This window comes from Streptomyces sp. NPDC058576 (assembly GCF_042718715.1).
Taxonomy (GTDB): domain Bacteria; phylum Actinomycetota; class Actinomycetes; order Streptomycetales; family Streptomycetaceae; genus Streptomyces.
On the sequence record NZ_JBHXPF010000056.1, the window covers coordinates 3,949 to 22,580 of the forward strand.

General features: G+C 70.0%; 17 protein-coding genes. 8 read left to right on the forward strand and 9 right to left on the reverse strand.

Translation table 11 applies throughout. The features are described 5' to 3' along the window. Window positions 1–114: 114 nt before the first annotated feature. Entirely contained in the window at window positions 115–1,521 is a 1,407-nt protein-coding gene (locus tag ACFWRV_RS29245) for a family 2B encapsulin nanocompartment shell protein (RefSeq protein WP_384338746.1), read from the reverse strand. A gap of 200 nt (window positions 1,522–1,721) precedes the next feature. On the opposite strand from ACFWRV_RS29245, the gene ACFWRV_RS29250 reads away from it, so the two are divergent. After that, entirely contained in the window at window positions 1,722–2,663 is a 942-nt protein-coding gene (locus ACFWRV_RS29250) for a 1-aminocyclopropane-1-carboxylate deaminase/D-cysteine desulfhydrase (RefSeq protein ID WP_384338747.1), read from the forward strand. Here ACFWRV_RS29250 and ACFWRV_RS29255 read toward each other — a convergent pair. Next, window positions 2,639–4,240: a Na+/H+ antiporter gene (locus ACFWRV_RS29255; protein ID WP_384338749.1), complete on the reverse strand. Its 1,602-nt coding sequence runs from the start codon at window positions 4,238–4,240 to the stop codon at window positions 2,639–2,641. The genes ACFWRV_RS29250 and ACFWRV_RS29255 overlap by 25 nt on opposite strands. Before the next feature lie 36 nt (window positions 4,241–4,276). On the opposite strand from ACFWRV_RS29255, the gene ACFWRV_RS29260 reads away from it, so the two are divergent. From ACFWRV_RS29260 to ACFWRV_RS29270, 3 genes are all read left to right on the forward strand, one after another. Beyond that, window positions 4,277–4,537, forward strand: coding sequence for a UBP-type zinc finger domain-containing protein (locus tag ACFWRV_RS29260; RefSeq protein WP_384338750.1), 261 nt, complete (start codon window positions 4,277–4,279; stop codon window positions 4,535–4,537). A gap of 232 nt (window positions 4,538–4,769) precedes the next feature. Then, the gene (locus ACFWRV_RS29265) at window positions 4,770–5,183 is read left to right on the forward strand and encodes an anti-sigma regulatory factor (protein ID WP_003966375.1); all 414 of its coding nucleotides are present in this window, start codon (window positions 4,770–4,772) and stop codon (window positions 5,181–5,183) included. Continuing rightward, the gene (locus tag ACFWRV_RS29270) at window positions 5,180–6,136 is read left to right on the forward strand and encodes an RNA polymerase sigma factor SigF (protein WP_373296724.1); all 957 of its coding nucleotides are present in this window, start codon (window positions 5,180–5,182) and stop codon (window positions 6,134–6,136) included. Before ACFWRV_RS29265 ends, ACFWRV_RS29270 begins: the two co-directional genes overlap by 4 nt. 48 nt (window positions 6,137–6,184) lie before the next feature. Here ACFWRV_RS29270 and ACFWRV_RS29275 read toward each other — a convergent pair whose 3' ends face one another. After that, window positions 6,185–6,634: a hypothetical protein gene (locus tag ACFWRV_RS29275; protein ID WP_384338752.1), complete on the reverse strand. Its 450-nt coding sequence runs from the start codon at window positions 6,632–6,634 to the stop codon at window positions 6,185–6,187. Window positions 6,635–6,799: 165 nt separating this feature from the next. On the opposite strand from ACFWRV_RS29275, the gene ACFWRV_RS29280 reads away from it, so the two are divergent. Next, the gene (locus ACFWRV_RS29280) at window positions 6,800–7,768 is read left to right on the forward strand and encodes a diacylglycerol/lipid kinase family protein (protein WP_384338753.1); all 969 of its coding nucleotides are present in this window, start codon (window positions 6,800–6,802) and stop codon (window positions 7,766–7,768) included. A 319-nt stretch (window positions 7,769–8,087) separates the two neighbouring features. After that, a complete protein-coding gene (locus tag ACFWRV_RS29285; protein ID WP_003953983.1) occupies window positions 8,088–8,345 on the forward strand; it encodes a WhiB family transcriptional regulator in 258 nt (85 codons plus the stop codon). 190 nt (window positions 8,346–8,535) lie between these two features. Here the strand turns inward: ACFWRV_RS29285 and ACFWRV_RS29290 are convergent, their stop codons facing one another. Continuing rightward, the gene (locus ACFWRV_RS29290) at window positions 8,536–10,002 is read right to left on the reverse strand and encodes a sensor histidine kinase (protein WP_164615026.1); all 1,467 of its coding nucleotides are present in this window, start codon (window positions 10,000–10,002) and stop codon (window positions 8,536–8,538) included. Window positions 10,003–10,368: 366 nt separating this feature from the next. Further along, window positions 10,369–11,451, reverse strand: coding sequence for an SIS domain-containing protein (locus ACFWRV_RS29295; protein WP_384338755.1), 1,083 nt, complete (start codon window positions 11,449–11,451; stop codon window positions 10,369–10,371). 245 nt (window positions 11,452–11,696) lie between these two features. On the opposite strand from ACFWRV_RS29295, the gene nagB reads away from it, so the two are divergent. Further along, complete coding sequence (gene nagB / locus ACFWRV_RS29300; RefSeq protein ID WP_384338756.1) at window positions 11,697–12,482, forward strand: glucosamine-6-phosphate deaminase; 786 nt, start codon at window positions 11,697–11,699, stop codon at window positions 12,480–12,482. Between the two features lie 176 nt (window positions 12,483–12,658). Here nagB and ACFWRV_RS29305 read toward each other — a convergent pair whose 3' ends face one another. The 4 genes from ACFWRV_RS29305 to ACFWRV_RS29320 form a co-directional block, all read right to left on the reverse strand. Next, window positions 12,659–14,188 carry a glycoside hydrolase family 3 protein gene (locus ACFWRV_RS29305; protein WP_384338758.1) on the reverse strand — a complete coding sequence of 510 codons (1,530 nt, stop codon included), beginning with the start codon at window positions 14,186–14,188 and terminating at the stop codon, window positions 12,659–12,661. Between the two features lie 9 nt (window positions 14,189–14,197). Continuing rightward, the gene (locus tag ACFWRV_RS29310; RefSeq protein WP_384338760.1) at window positions 14,198–15,061 is read right to left on the reverse strand and encodes a carbohydrate ABC transporter permease; all 864 of its coding nucleotides are present in this window, start codon (window positions 15,059–15,061) and stop codon (window positions 14,198–14,200) included. After that, on the reverse strand, window positions 15,058–16,065 hold the full coding sequence (locus ACFWRV_RS29315; protein ID WP_384338762.1) for a carbohydrate ABC transporter permease: 1,008 nt from the start codon (window positions 16,063–16,065) through the stop codon (window positions 15,058–15,060). Before ACFWRV_RS29315 ends, ACFWRV_RS29310 begins: the two co-directional genes overlap by 4 nt. Before the next feature lie 115 nt (window positions 16,066–16,180). Continuing rightward, a complete protein-coding gene (locus ACFWRV_RS29320; RefSeq protein WP_384338763.1) occupies window positions 16,181–17,479 on the reverse strand; it encodes an extracellular solute-binding protein in 1,299 nt (432 codons plus the stop codon). Window positions 17,480–17,758: 279 nt separating this feature from the next. Here ACFWRV_RS29320 and ACFWRV_RS29325 point away from each other — a divergent pair, with 279 nt between their 5' ends. Further along, the gene (locus tag ACFWRV_RS29325; RefSeq protein ID WP_384338764.1) at window positions 17,759–18,523 is read left to right on the forward strand and encodes a GntR family transcriptional regulator; all 765 of its coding nucleotides are present in this window, start codon (window positions 17,759–17,761) and stop codon (window positions 18,521–18,523) included. Window positions 18,524–18,632: the final 109 nt, after the last annotated feature.

Sequence of the window (18,632 nt, forward strand, 5' to 3'; positions counted from 1 at the left end):
CGTTCCCGGCGCCGGCCCGGCCAGTGCACCCCCCTCCCCGTGGCGCGCGGGGGTTGGGTGCGGGCCCGCGGGCGGGGGGGGCCGGCGCGGCCCGGACCCCGGGGTGACTCGGGATCAGCGCCAGCGGCTGACCTCGACGTTCTCCAGCACTCCGAGGGCGTCCGGTACCAGGATGGCGGCGGAGTAGTACGCCGTCACGAGGTAGGAGATGATCGCCTGCTCGTCGATCCCCATGAAGCGGACCGAGAGGCTCGGCTCGATCTCGTCGGGGATGCCGGTCTGCTGGAGGCCGATGACGCCCTGCTCGGCCTCGCCGGTCCTCATGCAGATGATCGAGGTGGTGCGCGCGTCGGTGACGGGGATCTTGTTGGACGGGAAGATCGGTACCCCGCGCCAGGCGGGCACGTGGTGGCCGCCGATGTCGACGCTCTCCGGGACCAGTCCGCGCCGGTTGCACTCGCGGCCGAAGGCGGCGATGGCCTTCGGGTGGGCCAGGAAGAGCTTCGACCCGCGGCGGCGCGAGAGCAGCTCGTCCATGTCGTCCGGGCCGGGCACCCCGTCGTGCGGCTGGAGCCGCTGCCCGTAGTCGCAGTTGTTGAGCAGCCCGAACTCCCTGTTGTTGATCAGCTCGTGCTCCTGGCGCTCGCGCAGCGCCTCGACCGTGAGCCGCAACTGCTGCTCGGTCTGGTTCATCGGCTGGTTGTAGAGGTCGGCGACCCTGCTGTGGACCTTCAGCACGGTCTGGGCAACGCTCAGTTCGTACTCGCGGGGCGCGGCGTCGTAGTCGACGAAGGTGTGCGGGACGACGGCCTCCCCCACGTGGCCGGCGGAGAGGTCGATCGCGGCCTCGCCGTAGGGGTTGGTCCGCTGGTGCGGGATGGAGAGCAGACCGGCGAGGTGGCCGCGCAGCGATTCGGCGCGCTCCGCGAGGTTGTACACATCGGCCCGGCTCAGGGTGAGGAGCGTGCACGGGGTGACCGCGCGGGCGGTGTACTCCCAGACGGCGCTGCCGTCGATCAGGCTCTGGTCGCCGAAGTAGGCGCCGTCGGCGAGGACCCCGAGCTCCGTCTCGTCCCCGTAGAGGCCGGAGCCGATCTTCTCGACCTTGCCGTGCGCCAGCAGGTAGACCCGGTCCGCCGCGTCCCCCGAGGCGGCCAGCACCTCCCCCGCCGCCACGTCCCGCTGTTCGCACCTGCGGGCGAGCTCGGCGAGCACCTCCTCGTCACCGAAGTCCCGCAGGGCGGGCAGCTCCCCCAGCTCCGCGGGGATCACGGCCACCCGGTCCCCGGTCTGGACGAAGGTCACCCGGCCGTCACCGACCGAATAGCTGAGCCGACGGTTCACCCGGTACGTACCGCCCTGTACCTGCACCCACGGCAGCATCTTCAGCAGCCACCGCGAGGTGATCTCCTGCATCTGCGGCGCGGATTTGGTGGTCGTCGCGAGGTTCCGCGCAGCTGCCGTCCCCAGACTCTGCTGCGGCGGCGCCTGCGTGTCGCGAACCTCTTCACCAACGGACATCTGACGTCCTCTCGATCATGGGCTGACCTGCGAGCAAAAGCCTTTCAGCAGGAGGACCGTGCCGCCATTACACAAAAGAGTGTGACTAATCCACCTTCGGGCGGGGCACGTTGCGACAACCGTCACGGCCGGGGCGGCGGACTACCCGGGAGCTGGAGGGACCGGAGGAGTCCGTCCAGCGCGAGGGCGACAATGGGCGGGTGAACAACCCGCCCCACAGCCCGCCCCGCCTCGACGCCCTCCTGCGGCCACGGGTGCCCTCCCCGCTGCGGGAGGTCCACGACGAGCGCTTCGCGCGCCGCAGGGTGCGGCTGCTCCTCAAACGGGACGACCTGATCCACCCGGATCTGCCGGGCAACAAGTGGCGCAAACTCGTCCTCAACCTGGAGGCCGCCGCCGGGCGCACCGTCCTCACCTTCGGCGGCGCGTACTCCAACCACCTCCGGGCCACCGCGGCGGCCGGGCGGCTGCTCGGGTTTCCCACCATCGGCGTCGTCCGCGGCGACGAGCTGGCGCGCCGGCCGCTGAACCCCTCGCTCGCCCGGTGCGCGGCCGACGGCATGCGCCTGCACTTCGTGGACCGTACGACGTACCGGGCGAAGGCCTCCCCCGAGGTCCTGGAGGGGCTGCTGAGCCTGTTCGGGGACGTGGAGGTCATCCCGGAGGGCGGCAGCAACGCGCCCGCCGCACAGGGCTGTACGGCGCTGGGGCGCGAGTTGGCCGGAGAGGTGGACGTGGCGGCCGTGGCGTGCGGGACCGGCGGCACCCTGGCCGGGCTCGCCGCCGGGCTCGCCACCGGACAGCGGGCCCTGGGCGTCGCGGTGGTCGGCGGCGGCTTCCTGGCGAAGGAGGTGGAGCGGCTTCAGTGCGAGGCGTTCGGCGGTCCCGCCGGGAGCTGGTCACTGGAGGAGCGCTTCACCTTCGGCGGCTACGCCCGTACGACACCGGAGCTGGCGGCCTTCGCCGACGGCTTCGAGGACCGGCACGAGCTGCCCGTGGAGCGGGTCTACGTCGCCAAGCTGCTGTTCGCGCTGACCGCGCTGGCCGAGGAGGGGGCGTTCGCGCCGGGCACCCGGGTGGGCGCCGTGATCACCGGCGCCCCTGACCCGCCGCCGCTTCAGGACTCGTCCGTCTCCCGGTAGGCCGCCGCCTCCTCCAGGTCCAGTCGGCGCAGCAGCGTGCGCATCATCTCGTCGTCGATCCGCCGCTCGTCCCGGAGCCGGACGAAGACCGCGCGCTCGGCCTCGATCATCTCCCGCGACAGCCGCCGGTAGGTGTCGTCCGCCGATTCCCCGGTGACCGGGTCGGCGGCCCCGAGGCGCTCCCACACGGCGTTGCGGCGGCGCTCCAGCACGCTGCGCAGCCGGTCGGCCAGCGGGGGCGGCAGGCTGCTGCGCGGGTCGTCGAGCAGTTCCCGCAGCCGGGCTTCCGCCGCCTCGGACGCCTCGCTCTGGGCCTGCGCCTCGATGAGCGTGACGGTATGCGCGTCGCGACCGGGGAGCTTCAGTACGCGGACGAGTACGGGCAGCGTGAGGCCCTGGATCACCAGCGTCCCGATGACGGTGGTGAAGGTCAGGAACAGCACCAGGCTGCGGGCCGGGAACGGTTCGCCGTCGTGCGTGACCATGGGGATGGAGAACGCGACGGCGAGCGAGACCACGCCGCGCATCCCCGCCCAGCCCACGATCAGCGGCGCGGTCCAGTCGGTGCCGGGCTCGCGCTCCCGGACCCGGCGGGAGAGCCACCGGGGCAGATAGGTGGCCGGATAGACCCAGACGAAGCGGACCACGACGACGGCCAGGAAGACGATGACGGCGTAGCCGATGGCCTCGGTGACGCCGAACGGGCCGAGCCCTTTCAGGACGAAGGGCAGCTGAAGACCGATCAGGGCGAACACCGCGGACTCCAGGATGAACGCCACCATCTTCCAGACGGCCGCTTCCTGGAGCCGGGTGGCGAAGTCGACCTGCCAGGAGCGGTGACCCAGGTAGAGGGCGACGACGACCACGGCGAGGACACCGGAGGCGTGCACCCGTTCGGCCGCCGCGTACGCCACGAAAGGGATCAGGAGGGACAGCGTGTTCTGGAGGAGCGCTTCCTTGAGATGGGTGCGCAGCCAGTGCAGCGGCACCATCAGCAGCAGTCCGACGCCGACGCCGCCGATCGCCGCGAGCAGGAACTCGGCGATGCCCGCGCCCCAGCTCATGCCCTCCCCCACGGCGGCGGCCAGTGCCACCCGGAAGGCGGTGATCGCCGTGGCGTCGTTCACCAGGGACTCGCCCTGGAGGATCGTGGTGACCCGGGAGGGCAGTCCGACCCGACGGGCGATGGCGGCGGCCGTCACGGCGTCCGGCGGGGCGACCACCGCCCCCAGGACCAGTGCGGCGGTCAGCGGCAGGTCCGGGATGATCCGGTAGGCGAGCCAGCCCACCGACACGGTCGCGAAGAGGGTGTAGCCCACGGAGAGCAGCGCGACCGGCCGGATGTTGGCCCGCAGATCCAGGTAGGAGCTGTCCAGGGCCGCCGTGTGGAGCAACGGCGGAAGCAGCAGCGGGAGCACCACGTGCGCGTCCAGGTGGTACGTCGGCACCGCCGGCAGATAGCCGGCCACGAGCCCCACGGCGACCAGGACGAGCGGGGCCGGCACCGGTGTACGGCGGGCCGCGCCGGCCACCGCCGCACTGACCGCGACCAGGGCCACCAGCGGCAGCGCGTCCATCCCACCGTCCCTCGGATCCGTCGTAACCTGCCCATCATGATCGAGTGTGCGCATGTAGCGGATCTGCCACGCCCCGAGCCCGTGCCGCTCGGGAAGACGTGCCCCGAGTGTCTGGAGGCGGGCACCCACCCCGTGCAGCTGCGGCTCTGTCTGACCTGCGGGCACGTCGGCTGCTGCGATTCGTCGCCGCTGCGGCACGCCACCGGACACTTCCGGGCGACCGGTCACCCCGTGATGCGGAGCTTCGAGCCGGGCGAGAGCTGGCGCTGGTGCTTCGAGGACGGTTCGATCGTCTGAGGCCTGGGTACGTCAATGCGGCGCTGGTTCTTCGCAATTGGACGCCGCAGACCCCTAGCCACTGTGCGTACTCATGGGCTTACCATGAGTGACGGTCGGGGTATGGGGTCCGTACGACACGGCATCATGGATCCGATAGCGTCGCCGAGCCGAAGAACCGTCGACGGACCGCATGGCTCCGGGCCACCCTTCCCGGAACCTCGAAAGAGTTTGTGCCACCTTGGAGGTGAGGGTGTCCCAGATCGCAGGCGAGCCCGGGAATCAGGACTTCGTGGAAGTCCGGCTGCCCGCTGCGGGTGCCTACCTGTCGGTGCTGCGAACGGCCACGGCCGGTCTCGCAGCGCGTTTGGACTTCACTCTCGACGAGATCGAGGACCTTCGCATCGCGGTCGACGAGGCCTGCGCGATCCTGCTCCAGCAGGCCGTGCCGGGCTCCGTCCTCAGCTGCGTCTTCCGTCTCGTCGACGACTCCCTCGAAGTGACGGTGTCGGCGCCCACCACGGACGGCCGGGCGCCCGAGCGCGACACCTTCGCCTGGACGGTGCTCTCCGCGCTGGCAGGCAAGGTCGACTCCACGGTCGCGGACGACCGTACGGTCAGCATCAGCCTCTACAAACAGCGCGGCGCGGGCCCCGGGCCGGCGTGAGCGACGGGAACGGGGACGGTCCTGTGCGGGACGAGACGATCCGATCCGGGGTGGTGCGCCCAGCAGGCATCCCGGAGCAACAGGCCCGGCCGCATCCGGAGGACGGAGCGGACGGGCCCGAGGGCTTCGACGTCGCGGTGGAGCAGCAGTCGCAGGCAGAGCGGGCGGGCCAGATGAGCGAGCACGGGCACCACGATCCACACGACCGCAGCGGGGCCCGGGCCCTGTTCTTCGAGCTGCGGGAGCTGCCCGACGGATCGGCGGAGAAGGCCGAACTGCGGAACCGGCTGGTGCGGATGCATCTGCCGCTGGTGGAGCATCTGGCCCGTCGCTTCCGCAATCGCGGGGAGCCGCTGGACGACCTGACGCAGGTCGCCACGATCGGGCTGATCAAGTCCGTGGACCGGTTCGACCCGGACCGGGGGGTGGAGTTCTCGACGTACGCCACGCCCACGGTGGTCGGTGAGATCAAGCGCCACTTCCGGGACAAGGGCTGGGCGGTGCGGGTGCCGCGCCGTCTCCAGGAGCTGCGTCTTTCGCTGACCACGGCCACCGCGGAGCTCTCCCAGCAGCACGGCCGTTCGCCCACCGTGCACGAGCTGGCCGAGCGGCTCGGCATCTCCGAGGAGGAGGTGCTGGAGGGCCTGGAGTCGGCCAACGCGTACAGCACGCTCTCGCTGGACGTGCCGGACACGGACGACGAGTCGCCGGCGGTCGCGGACACGCTGGGCTCGGAGGACGAGGCGCTGGAGGGCGTGGAGTACCGGGAGTCGCTCAAGCCGCTCCTGGAGGACCTGCCGCCGCGCGAGAAGCGCATCCTGCTGCTGCGCTTCTTCGGGAACATGACCCAGTCGCAGATCGCCCAGGAGGTCGGCATCTCGCAGATGCACGTCTCGCGGCTGCTGGCCCGCACGCTGGCGCAGCTGCGCGAGCGGCTGCTCGTCGAGGAATAGGCGAGAAAGCGGCGAGGAGCGGGCCCGGGAAGGGCGGGGTGGGCCGGCTCAGGCCTCGGGGGTCGTGCTCGGTCCCCGGCGGATGCCCAGGACCTGGGTGGTCGCCGGGTTCAGGACGAGCACGAGGCCGGTGACGGCGACCACCGCCAGGGCGATCCCGGTGGGGATCAGCGCACCCTGTGAGCGCAGCAGCGTCCAGGCCACCGGCAGCGCCATGATCTGGGTGATCAGCGCGGGCCCCCGGCTCCAGCTGCGCAGCAGCAGCAGTCCGCGGGCGGCGATCAGCGGGATCGCGCCGAGCGCGACCAGGGTGATGCCGACCGTCTCCGCCTGCTGCGTGCTTTCCAGGTTTCCGAGCAGTCCCATGATCAGCAGGTAGACCCCGCCGACGGCGAGGGCCACGCCTTCGAGGGCGTTGACCCCGGCGAGGACGGTGATCCTGGTCGGGCGCTCCGCGGTGGAGGGCGACGGTGTGGACGGTGTCTGCTGAGTGCTCACGCCTTTCAGGTTGGCATCCCCGGGGCCCGGAAGTGAAGCCGGGGTGCGGAGGAGCCTCCCCCGTTCGGGCCCACGACGGGGCGTGCCGTCACGTTCCGTCACGGAACCGGAGCGCAGCGAACCGGGACTACAGCACCGAACCGCCCGGTAGGTAGGCTGGCCGTCATGCGCGCACTCCTCGTGGTCAACCCAGCTGCTACCACCACCAGTGCCCGCACCCGTGACGTGCTCATCCACGCGCTGGCCAGCGAGATGAAGCTGGAGGCGGTGACCACGGAGTACCGCGGGCACGCACGGGACCTGGGGCGGCGGGCCGCGGACAGCGACGACATCGATCTGGTGGTCGCCCTCGGCGGCGACGGCACGGTGAACGAGGTCGTGAACGGGCTGCTGCACCGGGGCCCGGACGTGGACAGCCTCCCGAAGCTCGCCGTGGTCCCCGGCGGATCCACCAATGTCTTCGCGCGCGCCCTGGGGCTGCCGAACGACGCGGTGGAGGCGACCGGCGCGATCCTGGACGCCCTGGAGAACCGGACCGAACGCACGGTTGGTCTGGGCCTGGCCGCCGGCACCCCGGGAACCGAGGACGAGTCCGTCCCCGAACGCTGGTTCACTTTCTGCGCCGGTCTCGGATTCGACGCCGGAGTCATCGGCCGCGTCGAACAGAAACGCGAGCACGGGAAGCGTTCGACGCACGCCCTGTACGTGCGCCAGGTGGTGCGGCAGTTCCTGAACGAGGCCCATCGCAGACGGGGGCAGATCACGCTCGACGTGCCCGGCCAGGACCCGGTGACCGACCTCGCGCTCTCCATAATCTGCAACACCGCCCCCTGGACCTACCTGGGCAATCGCCCGATGTACGCCTCGCCGAAGGCCTCCTTCGACACCGCGCTGGACGTCCTCGGACTGAAGCGTCTGTCCACCCCGGCGGTGGCCCTGTACGGCACCCAGCTGCTCACTTCGAGCCCCGAGAAGGGGCCGCGCGGCAAGCACGCTGTTTCACGGCATGACCTCACGGACTTCACCTTGCATTCAAAGGTTCCACTGCCCTTCCAGATGGACGGTGACCACCTGGGACTGCGTACGAGCGTGACGTTCACAGGCGTACGCCGTGCACTGCGTGTGATTGTGTGAGTGGAAGGGCCCAAAGTCCTTTAACTCGAACGTTTGGACTGGCCCCCACCCCTAAGAAGTGCGGCTGTGACCTAGTCGACACCGAGGAATCAAAAAAAACTTTCCAGAAGGGGTTGTATCCGCCGCCGAGGTTTGCGAATCTCTACATGGCGATCGGGACGGCCCGCAACACCGGCCTCCACTGAGAGCCAGAACCCCTCCTCACCACACAGACCACAACCAGTCCATCTGGGAGTCGGCCCGTCATCTGTGGGGGGATTCGTGAAAGCGTTCACATTCACAAGCAACAAGCGTGTAATACCAAGGAGAGGTAGCAGCCATGGACTGGCGTCACAACGCCGTTTGTCGTGAGGAAGACCCCGAGCTGTTCTTCCCCATCGGCAACACCGGTCCTGCGCTGCTGCAGATCGAGGAAGCCAAGGCCGTCTGCCGCCGCTGCCCCGTCATGGAGCAGTGCCTGCAGTGGGCGCTCGAGTCCGGCCAGGACTCCGGCGTCTGGGGTGGACTCAGCGAGGACGAGCGCCGCGCGATGAAGCGCCGCGCCGCTCGCAACCGGGCGCGCAACGCAAGCGCCTGAGCGAGAACCGCACCAAGCCTCAGCCCGGCGGCGCGTACAGAGCGTACGCACAGCCCCGCCTTCGAGTCGCAGCGCGCAGTACCCCGAAGCGCATCGCAACGTGAGCATCACGGAGCGGGCCCGGACCGTCACCACGGTCCGGGCCCGCTCTGCTGTGCGCGCTCCGCCTGCTGTGCGCGCTTCCGTGTTCCTACTTGTCGCCGCTGACCGGGAGGTCCAGCACCACCTGGGTGCCGCGCTCGGGGGCCGGGACCATGCCGAACGTGCCGCCCAACTCCCCCTCCACCAGGGTCCGTACGATCTGGAGCCCGAGGTTGCCGGCCCGCTTCGGGTCGAACCCCTCGGGCAGCCCGCGCCCGTCGTCGGTGACCGTGATCAGGAGCCGCCCCTCGGTCGGCGATCCGCCGCGCACGGCGGAGACCTCCACCGTCCCGTGGTCGGCCACGGCGAAGGCGTGCTCCAGGGCGTTCTGCAGCACCTCGGTCAGCACCATGGAGAGCGGGGTGGCGACCTCGGCGTCGAGGATGCCGAAGCGTCCGGTACGCCGGCAGGTCACCTTGCCCGGGGAGATCTCCGACACCATCGCGATGACCCGGTCGGCGATCTCGTCGAACTCGACCCGCTCGTCCAGATTCTGGGACAGCGTCTCATGGACGATGGCGATCGAACCGACGCGCCGGACCGCCTCGTTGAGGGCCTCGCGGCCCTGCTCGGAGTCCATCCGGCGGGACTGGAGGCGCAACAGGGCGGCCACCGTCTGGAGGTTGTTCTTCACCCGGTGGTGGATCTCCCGGATGGTCGCGTCCTTGGTGATCAACTCGCGTTCGCGGCGGCGCAGTTCGGTGACGTCCCGGAGCAGGACCAGGGAGCCGATGCGGACGCCCTTGGGCTTGAGCGGGATGGCCCGCAGCTGGATCACCCCGCCCGCGCACTCGACCTCGAACTCCCGGGGCGCGTACCCGCTGGCCACCTTGACCAGGGCCTCGTCCACCGGCCCCCGGGACGGGGCGAGTTCGGCGGTGGTGGTGCCGAGGTGGTGGCCGACCAGGTCGGAGGCGAGGCCGAGCCGGTGGTAGGCGGAGAGGCCGTTGGGGCTGGCGTACTGCACGATCCCGTCGGCGTCGAGCCGGATCAGGCCGTCGCCCACGCGCGGGGAGGCGTCCATGTCGACCTGCTGACCGGGGAAGGGGAAGGATCCGGCGGCGATCATCTGGGCCAGGTCGGAGGCGGACTGGAGGTAGGTGAGCTCCAGCCGGGAGGGGGTGCGCACGGTGAGCAGGTTGGTGTTGCGGGCGATGACGCCGAGCACCCGGCCCTCACGGCGTACGGGGATGGACTCGACCCGTACGGGCACCTCCTCGCGCCACTCCGGGTCGCCCTCGCGCACGATCCGGCCCTCGTCCAGGGCCGCGTCCAGGAGCGGGCGGCGGCCGCGCGGCACCAGGTGGCCGACCATGTCGTCCTGGTAGGAGGTGGGCCCGGTGTTGGGGCGCATCTGGGCGACGGAGACGTACCGCGTGCCGTCGCGGGTGGGCACCCACAGCACGAGGTCGGCGAAGGACAGGTCGGAGAGCAGCTGCCACTCCGAGACCAGCAGATGAAGCCACTCGAGGTCGGTGTCGCTCAGAGCGGTGTGCTGGCGGACGAGGTCGTTCATGGAGGGCACGTGTGGAGCGTACCTGTGGATACCGGGGCCGTTCGAACCACTCGGCCCGATGAGCCGTGCAGTGGGTACAACGATGGACAGGCGCGGCGCCCCAGCGGAGAATGTCGTGCACACGGATGGACACGGGCAATTGGTCTAGTCCACAATGTTCATCAAGACCTCCGCTCTCCCCGCACAGGAGAGTGGACCGAGGCACCCGGCGCTCTCTGCCCTGACCGCGCCGGTGCCTCCTGTGGCCGGGGGCACCGCACACCGCCGGCCGGGTATCTCCGGGCTGCGGTGCCGGGCGGGCTGAGGGTCCCGTCCCGGCGCCGTGGCCCGCGGGTGTTTCCGGGACCCCTCCCGGAAAGGACGCGTTCAGCGGGTCTCGGTGACCTTGGCCAGAGCGCGGGGCGCGTCGGGGTCCTGGCCCCGGGCGATCGTCACCTCGTACGCCAGCATCTGCAGCGGCAGGATCTCCAGGATCGGCTGCAACTCCTCCGGGACGCCCGCCGTGGGCAGCGAGAAGCCCGCCGACGCCGCCTCCACCTGGGCCTTGGGGCCGACCACGAAGAGATCCGCGCCGCGGCCGCGCAGCCGGTCGAGCACCGGCTGGATGGCTTCGCCGCCCCGGCCGTCGGTGACCACGGCGATCACCGGGGAGATGTTGTCGACCATCGCCAGCGGGCCGTGCAGCAGATCCGCGCCGGAGTAGGAGAGGGCGGGGATGTAGCTGGTCTCCATGAGCTTCAGGGCCGCTTCCTTGGCCGTCGGATAGCCGTAGCCGCGCGAGGTGATCACCATGCGCTCGGCGAAGCGGTAGCGGGAGGCCAGCGCCTTGACCTCGGCCCGGCGGCCCAGGACCGCGCCCGCGAGGTCGGGCAGGCTCGCGGCGGCGGTCGTGCCGTCGTTGCCGCCCAGGCCCTCCACGAAGAGGTACAGGGAGAGCAGGGAGGCGGTGTACGTCTTGGTGGCCGGGAGCGCCTTCTCCGGGCCCGCCAGGATGTCGATGTGGTACTCGGACACGGCCGCGAGCGCGGAGTCCGGGTTGTTGGTGACGGCCAGGGTGACGGCCCCGGCCTCCCGGGCGGCCCGGGTGGAGGCCACCAGGTCCGGCGAGCCGCCCGACTGGCTGACGGTGACCACCAGGACGTCCCGCAGGTCCGGCCGGGCGCCGTAGGCCGTCGTGGTGGACATCGAGGCCAGGCCGCAGGGCAGCCCGAGGCGGATCTCCAGGAGGTACTTCGCGTACAGCGCCGCGTTGTCCGACGTACCCCGGGCGGTGAGCAGCACGAACCGGGGCTTCCGGGCGGCGATCTCGGCGGCGACCTCGTGGATGCGGGGCGAGCCCTGTTCGAGGATCCGGCGCAGCATCGCGGGCTGCTCGGCCATCTCGCCGGACATGATGCGGCCGGGCTCGTCGCCCTGGCCGCTCCGGCCGGCCGGAGGGGTGGCGGACATGTGGGGGCCTCCCTGCGCTTCGGGCTGCGGTGTCGGCGTACGGGCGGCGCGTCCACGTCCGCGTGAGCCGCGCCGTACCGGACAAGTCGACCAGGCAATGCCGTGGGCCGCCAGCGGGCCGGGGCGGGCGGGAAGCGCGGGCCGCCGATGTACGGACTGTTCACCGTAGGGCTGCCCGATTCTGCTAAATTGGAGTTTGATTGGTCTATACCACCTCCTCTCCTAGTCAGATCGGCAGGCACAGCGTGGAAGTTGTCATCGTCCCGGACGCCACCGCAGGCGGCGAACTGATCGCGGAGGCCATCGCCGCCCTGCTCAGCCGCAAGCCCGACGCCCTGCTCGGCGTGGCCACCGGCTCGACCCCGCTGCCCGTCTACCGCGCGCTCGCGGCGAAGGTGGCCGCCGGCGCGGTCGACGCCTCGCGCGCCCGGGTCTGCCAGCTCGACGAGTACGTCGGGCTGCCCGCGGGCCACCCGGAGTCGTACCGCTCCGTGGTCCTGCGCGAGGTCATCGAGCCGCTCGGGCTCTCCGAGGCCTCCTTCATGGGCCCCGACGGCTCGGCCGAGGACGTCCAGGCGGCCTGCGAGGAGTACGACCGGGCGCTGGCCGAGGCGGGCGGCGTCGACCTCCAGCTCCTGGGCATCGGCACGGACGGGCACATCGGCTTCAACGAGCCGTGCTCCTCGCTCGCCTCCCGCACCCGGATCAAGACGCTGACCGAGCAGACCCGGGTCGACAACGCGCGCTTCTTCGACGACGACATCGAGCAGGTGCCGCACCACGTGATCACGCAGGGCATCGGGACGATCCTGGACGCCCGCCACCCGATCCTGCTGGCCACCGGCGAGGGCAAGGCGGAGGCCGTGGCCCAGACCGTGGAGGGGCCGGTCGCCTCGATCGTGCCGGCCTCGGCGCTCCAGCTGCATCCGCACGCGACGGTGGTGGTGGACGAGGCGGCGGCGTCGAAGCTGAAGCTGGCGGACTACTTCCGCGCCACGTATGCGGCGAAGCCGGGGTGGCAGGGGCTGTAGGCCTCGGGCCTCGCCCCGTTACGGCTCAGGGCCGGGACGCCTTTACGGTGTCCCGGCCCTGAGCCGTGCGGTGTGCTTCCGCCCGTCCGGCGAGAGGCTTCGTCCTCAAGCGCCGGACGGGCTTGAATCAGCCGGACCGGGCCTTGAGCTGCAAGGCCCGGGCCGGGGCGGTCGGGTCAGGTCTTGGTGCCGGTGATCGTTTCCGCCGCTGCCAGGCCGCAGACCCGGGCCGCGCCGTGGGTGGCTATGTACAGCGCACCCCGGGGGTCCGACTGGGGCAGGCCCATCTCGACCACGATCGTGTCCGGGCGGGCCGCCAGCAGTGCGTCGAGGGCGGCGCCCATCCACGCGTGCCGGTGCTCGTCGCGGACCACGGCGACGATGCGCCGCTCCCCCGCCGCCGCCAGGATCGCGTCCGCCGGGGCGGTGTCCTGGTCGGTGTAGGTGTCCGTGCCGGTGCCGGGCAGGATCCTGTCCAGCTCGGCGGCGATGCCCCACGGGGTCTCGTCGCCGACCGCGATGTTCGCCTCCGCGCCGAACGAGGCGACGTAGGCCGCCTCGTTCAGCCGGTCGCCGGAGCCGGTCACCCGGACCGCGCGGCGGGCGGCGATCAGGCCGATGTCGGGGCTGACTCCGGTGCCGGGCGCGGTCCCCTCCTGCACTGCCGCGCCCGACTCCCGGACGTCCCCCCGAACCCTCTGCGTCCAGGACGCGAGGGCTCGTACACGGGCGGCCGCGTCGGCGAGCCGCTCCTCGGTCAGTTCCCCGCTGCGCACGGCCGCGACGAGGGCGTCGCGCAGCCGCAGCACCGTCTCCTCGTCGGCCAGGCCGCCGCCCACACAGATGGCGTCGGCGCCCGCCGCGAGGGCGAGGACGGACCCGCGCTCGATGCCGTACGTACCGGCGATGGCGTCCATCTCCACGGCGTCGGTGACGATCAGGCCGTCGTAGCCCAGCTCCTGACGCAGCAGACCGGTGAGGATCTGCGGACTCAGGGTCGCCGGGCGGTCCGGGTCGAGTGCGGGGAGCAGGATATGCGCGCTCATCACCGATTTGGAACCCGCTGCGATGGCCGCCCGGAAGGGCACCAGCTCACGGGCGTGCAGGGTGTCGAGGTCCACATCGATGCGGGGCATCGCCAGGTGCGAGTCGACAGCGGTGTCGCCGTGCCCGGGGAAGTGCTTGGTGCAGGCGGCGACGCCGGCGGCCTGGAGCCCCTCGATGTACGCGGCGGTGTGCCGGGCGGCCAGGCGGGTGTCGGCGCCGAAGGAGCGCACGCCGATGACCGGGTTGCCCGGGTTGGAGTTGACGTCGGCGGACGGCGCCCAGTTGAGGTTGACGCCGCACTCGGCGAGCCGGCGGCCGAGCTCCTGGGCGACGGCGCGGGTGAGGTGGACGTCGTCCACCGAGCCGAGGGCGAAGTTGCCGGGGAAGGACGAGCCGTGCGTGACCTCCAGACGGGTCACGTCGCCGCCCTCCTCGTCGATGGCGACGAGGACGTCGTCCCGCTCGGAGCGCAGCCGCCCGGTGAGGGCGGTGAGCTGTTCGGGCGAGGTGATGTTGCGGCCGAACAGGCCTACGGAGGCGAGGCCCTCACCGACGCGGCGCAGCAGCCAGTCCGGTGCGGTGGTGCCGGTGAACCCGGGCTGGAGCACGGCGAGCGCGTCGCGCGTCACGGTGTCCGTGGTGGAAACGAGGGTGGTCATGGGCCCGCACTATCCCTTCACGGCGCCGGAAGTGAGGCCTGTGGCCATCTTCTTCTGGATGATCATGAAGAACACGACGACGGGGAGAGCGATCATGGTCGAAGCCGCCATGAGGGCGCCGTAGTCCGTTCCGCGCTCGGTCGTGAACGTCATCAGCCAGACGTTCAGCGTGTACTTGGAGTTGTCGTTGATGAGGATGTAGGCGAAGAGGTACTCGTTCCACGCGTTCACCAGGGCGAAGATCGACGCGGCGGCGAGCCCGGGGGCGAGCAGCGGGAAGATCACCCGGCGGAAGGCCTGGAAGCGGGTGCAGCCGTCCACCATCGCGGACTCCTCCAGCTCCACCGGGATGTTCACGACGAAGCCGCGGATCATGATGGTGGCGAAGGGCAGCGTGGAGACCAGGTAGACGACGATCAGGCCCCAGTACTCGTCGATCCCGCCCATCGCGTTGAGCTGGGCGTAGATCGGGATGAGCATCGCCGTCGGCGGCAGCATCTGGACCAGGATCATGATCAGGACCAGGGCCTTGCGGCCGAAGAACCGGAACCGGCCGATCGCCAGGGCCGCCAGCGTCGCGATGACCATGCCGCCGACCACCGCGGTGACGGCGACGATCAGGCTGGACTGGATGGCGGTGCCGAAGTTCGGCTGCTCGGTGGCCCGGACGAAGTTGTCGAAGGTGATCGACGTGGGCCAGAGCGTCTGGTCGTAGCTGCGGATCTCCCGGTTGGGCCGCAGGGCGCTGATGACCAGCCAGTAGACCGGGAAGACCATGACCAGGGCGATGCCGAGGCCGAGCAGGTCGAAGTGGAGCCGGCTCTTCTTGCGGTCGGGCCGCAGCGCCTGTGTCGTCTGGGTCGTGCTGCTCATTCGACCTCTCCCGTCTTCATGAGCTGGCGCAGGTAGTACACGGCCACGCCGGACAGCAGCAGCACCGTGATCAGGGCGATCGCGGTGCCCTGGCTGAAGGAGGTGGACTCGAACGCCTTGGAGTAGGAGTAGAGGCCGAGGGTCTCGTACTCCGGCTCGGGCTTGTTGCCGCGCAGCAGCCAGATCTGGCCGAAGACGTTGAAGTCCCAGATCACCGAGAGGGTCGCGACCATGGTGAAGACCGGCTTGATGACCGGCCAGGTGACGTACTTGTAGACGCCGTAGGCGCTGGCGCCGTCGAGGGCGGCGGCCTCCTCCAGTTCCTGGGGGACCTGGGTGAGGGCCGCGTACAGGGTGACGACGACGAACGGGATGGCGCCCCAGACGACCAGCAGGGTGATGATGCCGAAGCCCTGGACGGGGTTGAGGTACCAGTTGTGTCCGAGCCAGTCCTCGCCGACGACCTTGGCGATCAGCGTGTTGATCAGGCCGTAGTCGGAGTCGGCCATGAACCGGAAGATCGAGGCGGCCACCATCAGCGGCATCGACCAGGCCGCGATGAGGCAGGCGGTGAGCACGAGCCGGACCCAGGTGGAGAGCTTGCGCATGAGCAGGGCGACCAGCAGCCCGATGCCCATGGTCAGCGTCACGCAGATGGCCATGAAGACGATCGTGCGGAAGGTGACCCACCAGAACTCGGAATCGCCGAGGATGTTGGTGAACTGCTCGAAGCCGACCCAGGGTGCGGGGTCGCCGGTCCAGAGCTCGCGGCGGCCCATGTCCTGGAAGGACATGATGACCGTCTTGCCGAGGGGGTAGAGGTAGACGGCGGCGATCGCCACGATCGCCGGGAGGATCAGGAAGTAGGGGAGCAGTTCGCCCTTCTTCCGCTTCCTCTTCTGCACCCGGGGCGCGTCGTCGTCGTGGGACGACTTCCCGATCGCCTGCGGGTCAGGTGGTACGGGGACCGGCGGCCCGACGGCCTTGGTATCAGCGGCAGACACGTGGCTGACCTTCCATCGCGGGTCCGGGGCGGGCCCCGGAATTCACGGCGTTCTCTTGCGGGAAAGGCGCGGGGGCCCGGCACTGGTGCCGGGCCCCCGCCTGGCGATCGGAAGGTCAGGATTCCTTGTTGATCAGCTCGTTGATCTTCTCGTCGGCCTTCTTGCCGGCGTCGGCGACGGAGGCGCCCTTGACGATCTCCAGAAGCATGTTCTGGAGGATCTCCTCCTTCTCCACGGAGGCCCAGCCCGGCGCGATCGGCGTGAACCAGGCGTCCGGCACCGCGTTGGCGATGGCGGCGGTCTCCGGCTTCTGCTTCAGCGGCTCAAGCTGCTTCTCGTTGTTGGGGAGGATGTTCTTGGACGCGAGGACCTCCATGGACTTCGCGTTGGTGAAGAGGGAGATCCACTCCTCGCCGAGGTCCTGGACCTTGGACTTGGAGATGGTCGCGAGGTCCGAGCCGCCGATGAAGGACGGAAGGGCCTTGCCCTCGGGGCCGGGCATACCGGCCGTGGCGATCTTGCCCTCGAGCTTCGGATTGCCGTTCTCGCCGGTGGTGACGCTGCCGGCCTCCCACGCCTGGCCGTAGATGACCGCGGCCTTCTCGTTGGCCATGACGTTGGCGTGGTCCTGCTCGTCCTTCGTCACGTCGGCCTTGTTGTACTTCTTGACCAGGTCGACGAAGTGCTGGAGGCCCTTCTGCGCCTCGGGGGTGGAGAGCGCGGCCTTCCACTCCTTGCTGCCCTCGTCGTACGTGGCTATCTGGCCACCGTAGGCGGCGACGTAGGACATCGCGGCGTACCAGTAACGGCCCGGGAGGTAGAGGGAGGTGGCGCGCTTGTCCTTCTTGCCCAGCTCGGCGTCGACCTTGTCCATCGCGGCGAGGAACTCGTCCTCGGTCTGCGGGAGGGCGTCGCTGCCGGTGCCGGCCTTCAGCATGTCCTTGTTGTACACGGCGAGACGGGCGCTCGCGTAGTAGGGAACGCAGTAGGTCTTGCCCTCGAAGGAGCACGTGTCCTTCAGACCCTTGATCCAGGTGTCCGAGTTCTCGTACTTCTTGGGGTCGATTTCTCCGAGCGCACCATTGAGGATGTACTGCATGGTCTCGGTATTGCCGAGTTCCACGACGTCCGGGAATTTGTCGCCGCCGAGGGAGGTGTCCAGCTTCTTGACCTTATCGGCCCACTGCTGGTATTGAACCTTGACGGTGACGCCCGGGTACTTCTTGTTGAACTCGGCGTTGACGTCCTTGACCAGCTCCGGCCAGGTGGACTGGGCCTCGCCCATGAGCCAGACGGTCAGGGTTTCCTTGCGGTCCTTGGGGTCGGCGGACGAATTCTTGTCATCCGAGCCACACGCTGCGACCGAAACCAACATGCCCGCGACACCGATAGCCGCGATGAGCTTGCGCTTCACGTCAAACCCTCCTCAGGGATGCTGCAACCCCACCCACCGCGAAGACATTCGACGAGTTCTGCTGGGGCTGGACCTGGTCTTTAATGGTTTAGACCAGTACCGGGAGCTTGGCCTAGACCTTTAGGGGTGTCAAGGGTGTATAAGAAGTGCACTCGCGTCCGTTATAGGACCGACACCTAAGGGAGGGCGACGACCCGTGACCGGACCGTGCCACCATGTGAGCCGCGACAGACGGAGGAGCCGGTGACGGCAGCAACGCAAGCGTCGGGAAGGCGGGCCATGAGTGCCGACGGGGGCAGTACGGGGAGCGAGACCGGTGCCGGTACGCGCACGGCGCGCGTACCGAAGTACTACCGGCTCAAGCGGCATCTCCTCGACATGACGGACACCCTGCCGCCCGGCACCCCGGTGCCGCCCGAACGCACCCTGGCCGCCGAGTTCGACACCTCACGCACCACCGTGCGCCAGGCACTCCAGGAACTGGTCGTCGAGGGCCGCCTCGAACGCATCCAGGGCAAGGGCACGTTCGTCGCCAAGCCGAAGGTCTCCCAGGCCCTCCAGCTCACCTCGTACACCGAGGACATGCGCGCCCAGGGGCTGGAGCCGACGTCCCAGCTGCTCGACATCGGCTATGTGACGGCGGACGACACGCTGGCCGGTCTGCTGGACATCTCGACGGGCGGCCGGGTGCTGCGCATCGAGCGCCTGCGGCTCGCCAGCGGGGAGCCGATGGCGATCGAGACCACGCATCTTTCGGCCAAACGCTTCCCGGCGCTGCGCCGTTCGCTGGTGAAGTACACCTCGCTCTACACCGCGCTCGCCGAGGTCTACGACGTCCGCCTCGCCGAGGCGGAGGAGACCATCGAGACCTCGCTCGCCACCCCCCGCGAGGCGGGACTGCTGGGCACCGACGTGGGGCTGCCGATGCTGATGCTGTCCCGCCATTCCGTGGACGGCCAGGGCGAACCGGTGGAGTGGGTGCGCTCGGTGTACCGGGGCGACCGCTACAAGTTCGTGGCACGCCTGAAGCGGCCGGCGGACTGAGGGACGGCGGACGAAGATCGGGCGGTGGCCTGGGGATCCCCCCCCGCCCCCGGGTGCTAAACAACTAAGTCGCGCCCCACGAGATGTGTGGGGGTATTGAGATGGGGAG

Coding starts and splice junctions, on each gene's coding strand:
- ACFWRV_RS29245 (WP_384338746.1), bottom strand. CDS start 1,521: ATGTCCGTTGGTGAAGAGGTTCGCGACACGCAGGCGCCGCCGCAGCAG.
- ACFWRV_RS29255 (WP_384338749.1), bottom strand. CDS start 4,240: ATGGACGCGCTGCCGCTGGTGGCCCTGGTCGCGGTCAGTGCGGCGGTG.
- ACFWRV_RS29260 (WP_384338750.1), top strand. CDS start 4,277: ATGATCGAGTGTGCGCATGTAGCGGATCTGCCACGCCCCGAGCCCGTG.
- ACFWRV_RS29280 (WP_384338753.1), top strand. CDS start 6,800: ATGCGCGCACTCCTCGTGGTCAACCCAGCTGCTACCACCACCAGTGCC.
- ACFWRV_RS29285 (WP_003953983.1), top strand. CDS start 8,088: ATGGACTGGCGTCACAACGCCGTTTGTCGTGAGGAAGACCCCGAGCTG.
- ACFWRV_RS29290 (WP_164615026.1), bottom strand. CDS start 10,002: ATGAACGACCTCGTCCGCCAGCACACCGCTCTGAGCGACACCGACCTC.
- ACFWRV_RS29295 (WP_384338755.1), bottom strand. CDS start 11,451: ATGTCCGCCACCCCTCCGGCCGGCCGGAGCGGCCAGGGCGACGAGCCC.
- ACFWRV_RS29305 (WP_384338758.1), bottom strand. CDS start 14,188: ATGACCACCCTCGTTTCCACCACGGACACCGTGACGCGCGACGCGCTC.
- ACFWRV_RS29310 (WP_384338760.1), bottom strand. CDS start 15,061: ATGAGCAGCACGACCCAGACGACACAGGCGCTGCGGCCCGACCGCAAG.
- ACFWRV_RS29325 (WP_384338764.1), top strand. CDS start 17,759: ATGAGTGCCGACGGGGGCAGTACGGGGAGCGAGACCGGTGCCGGTACG.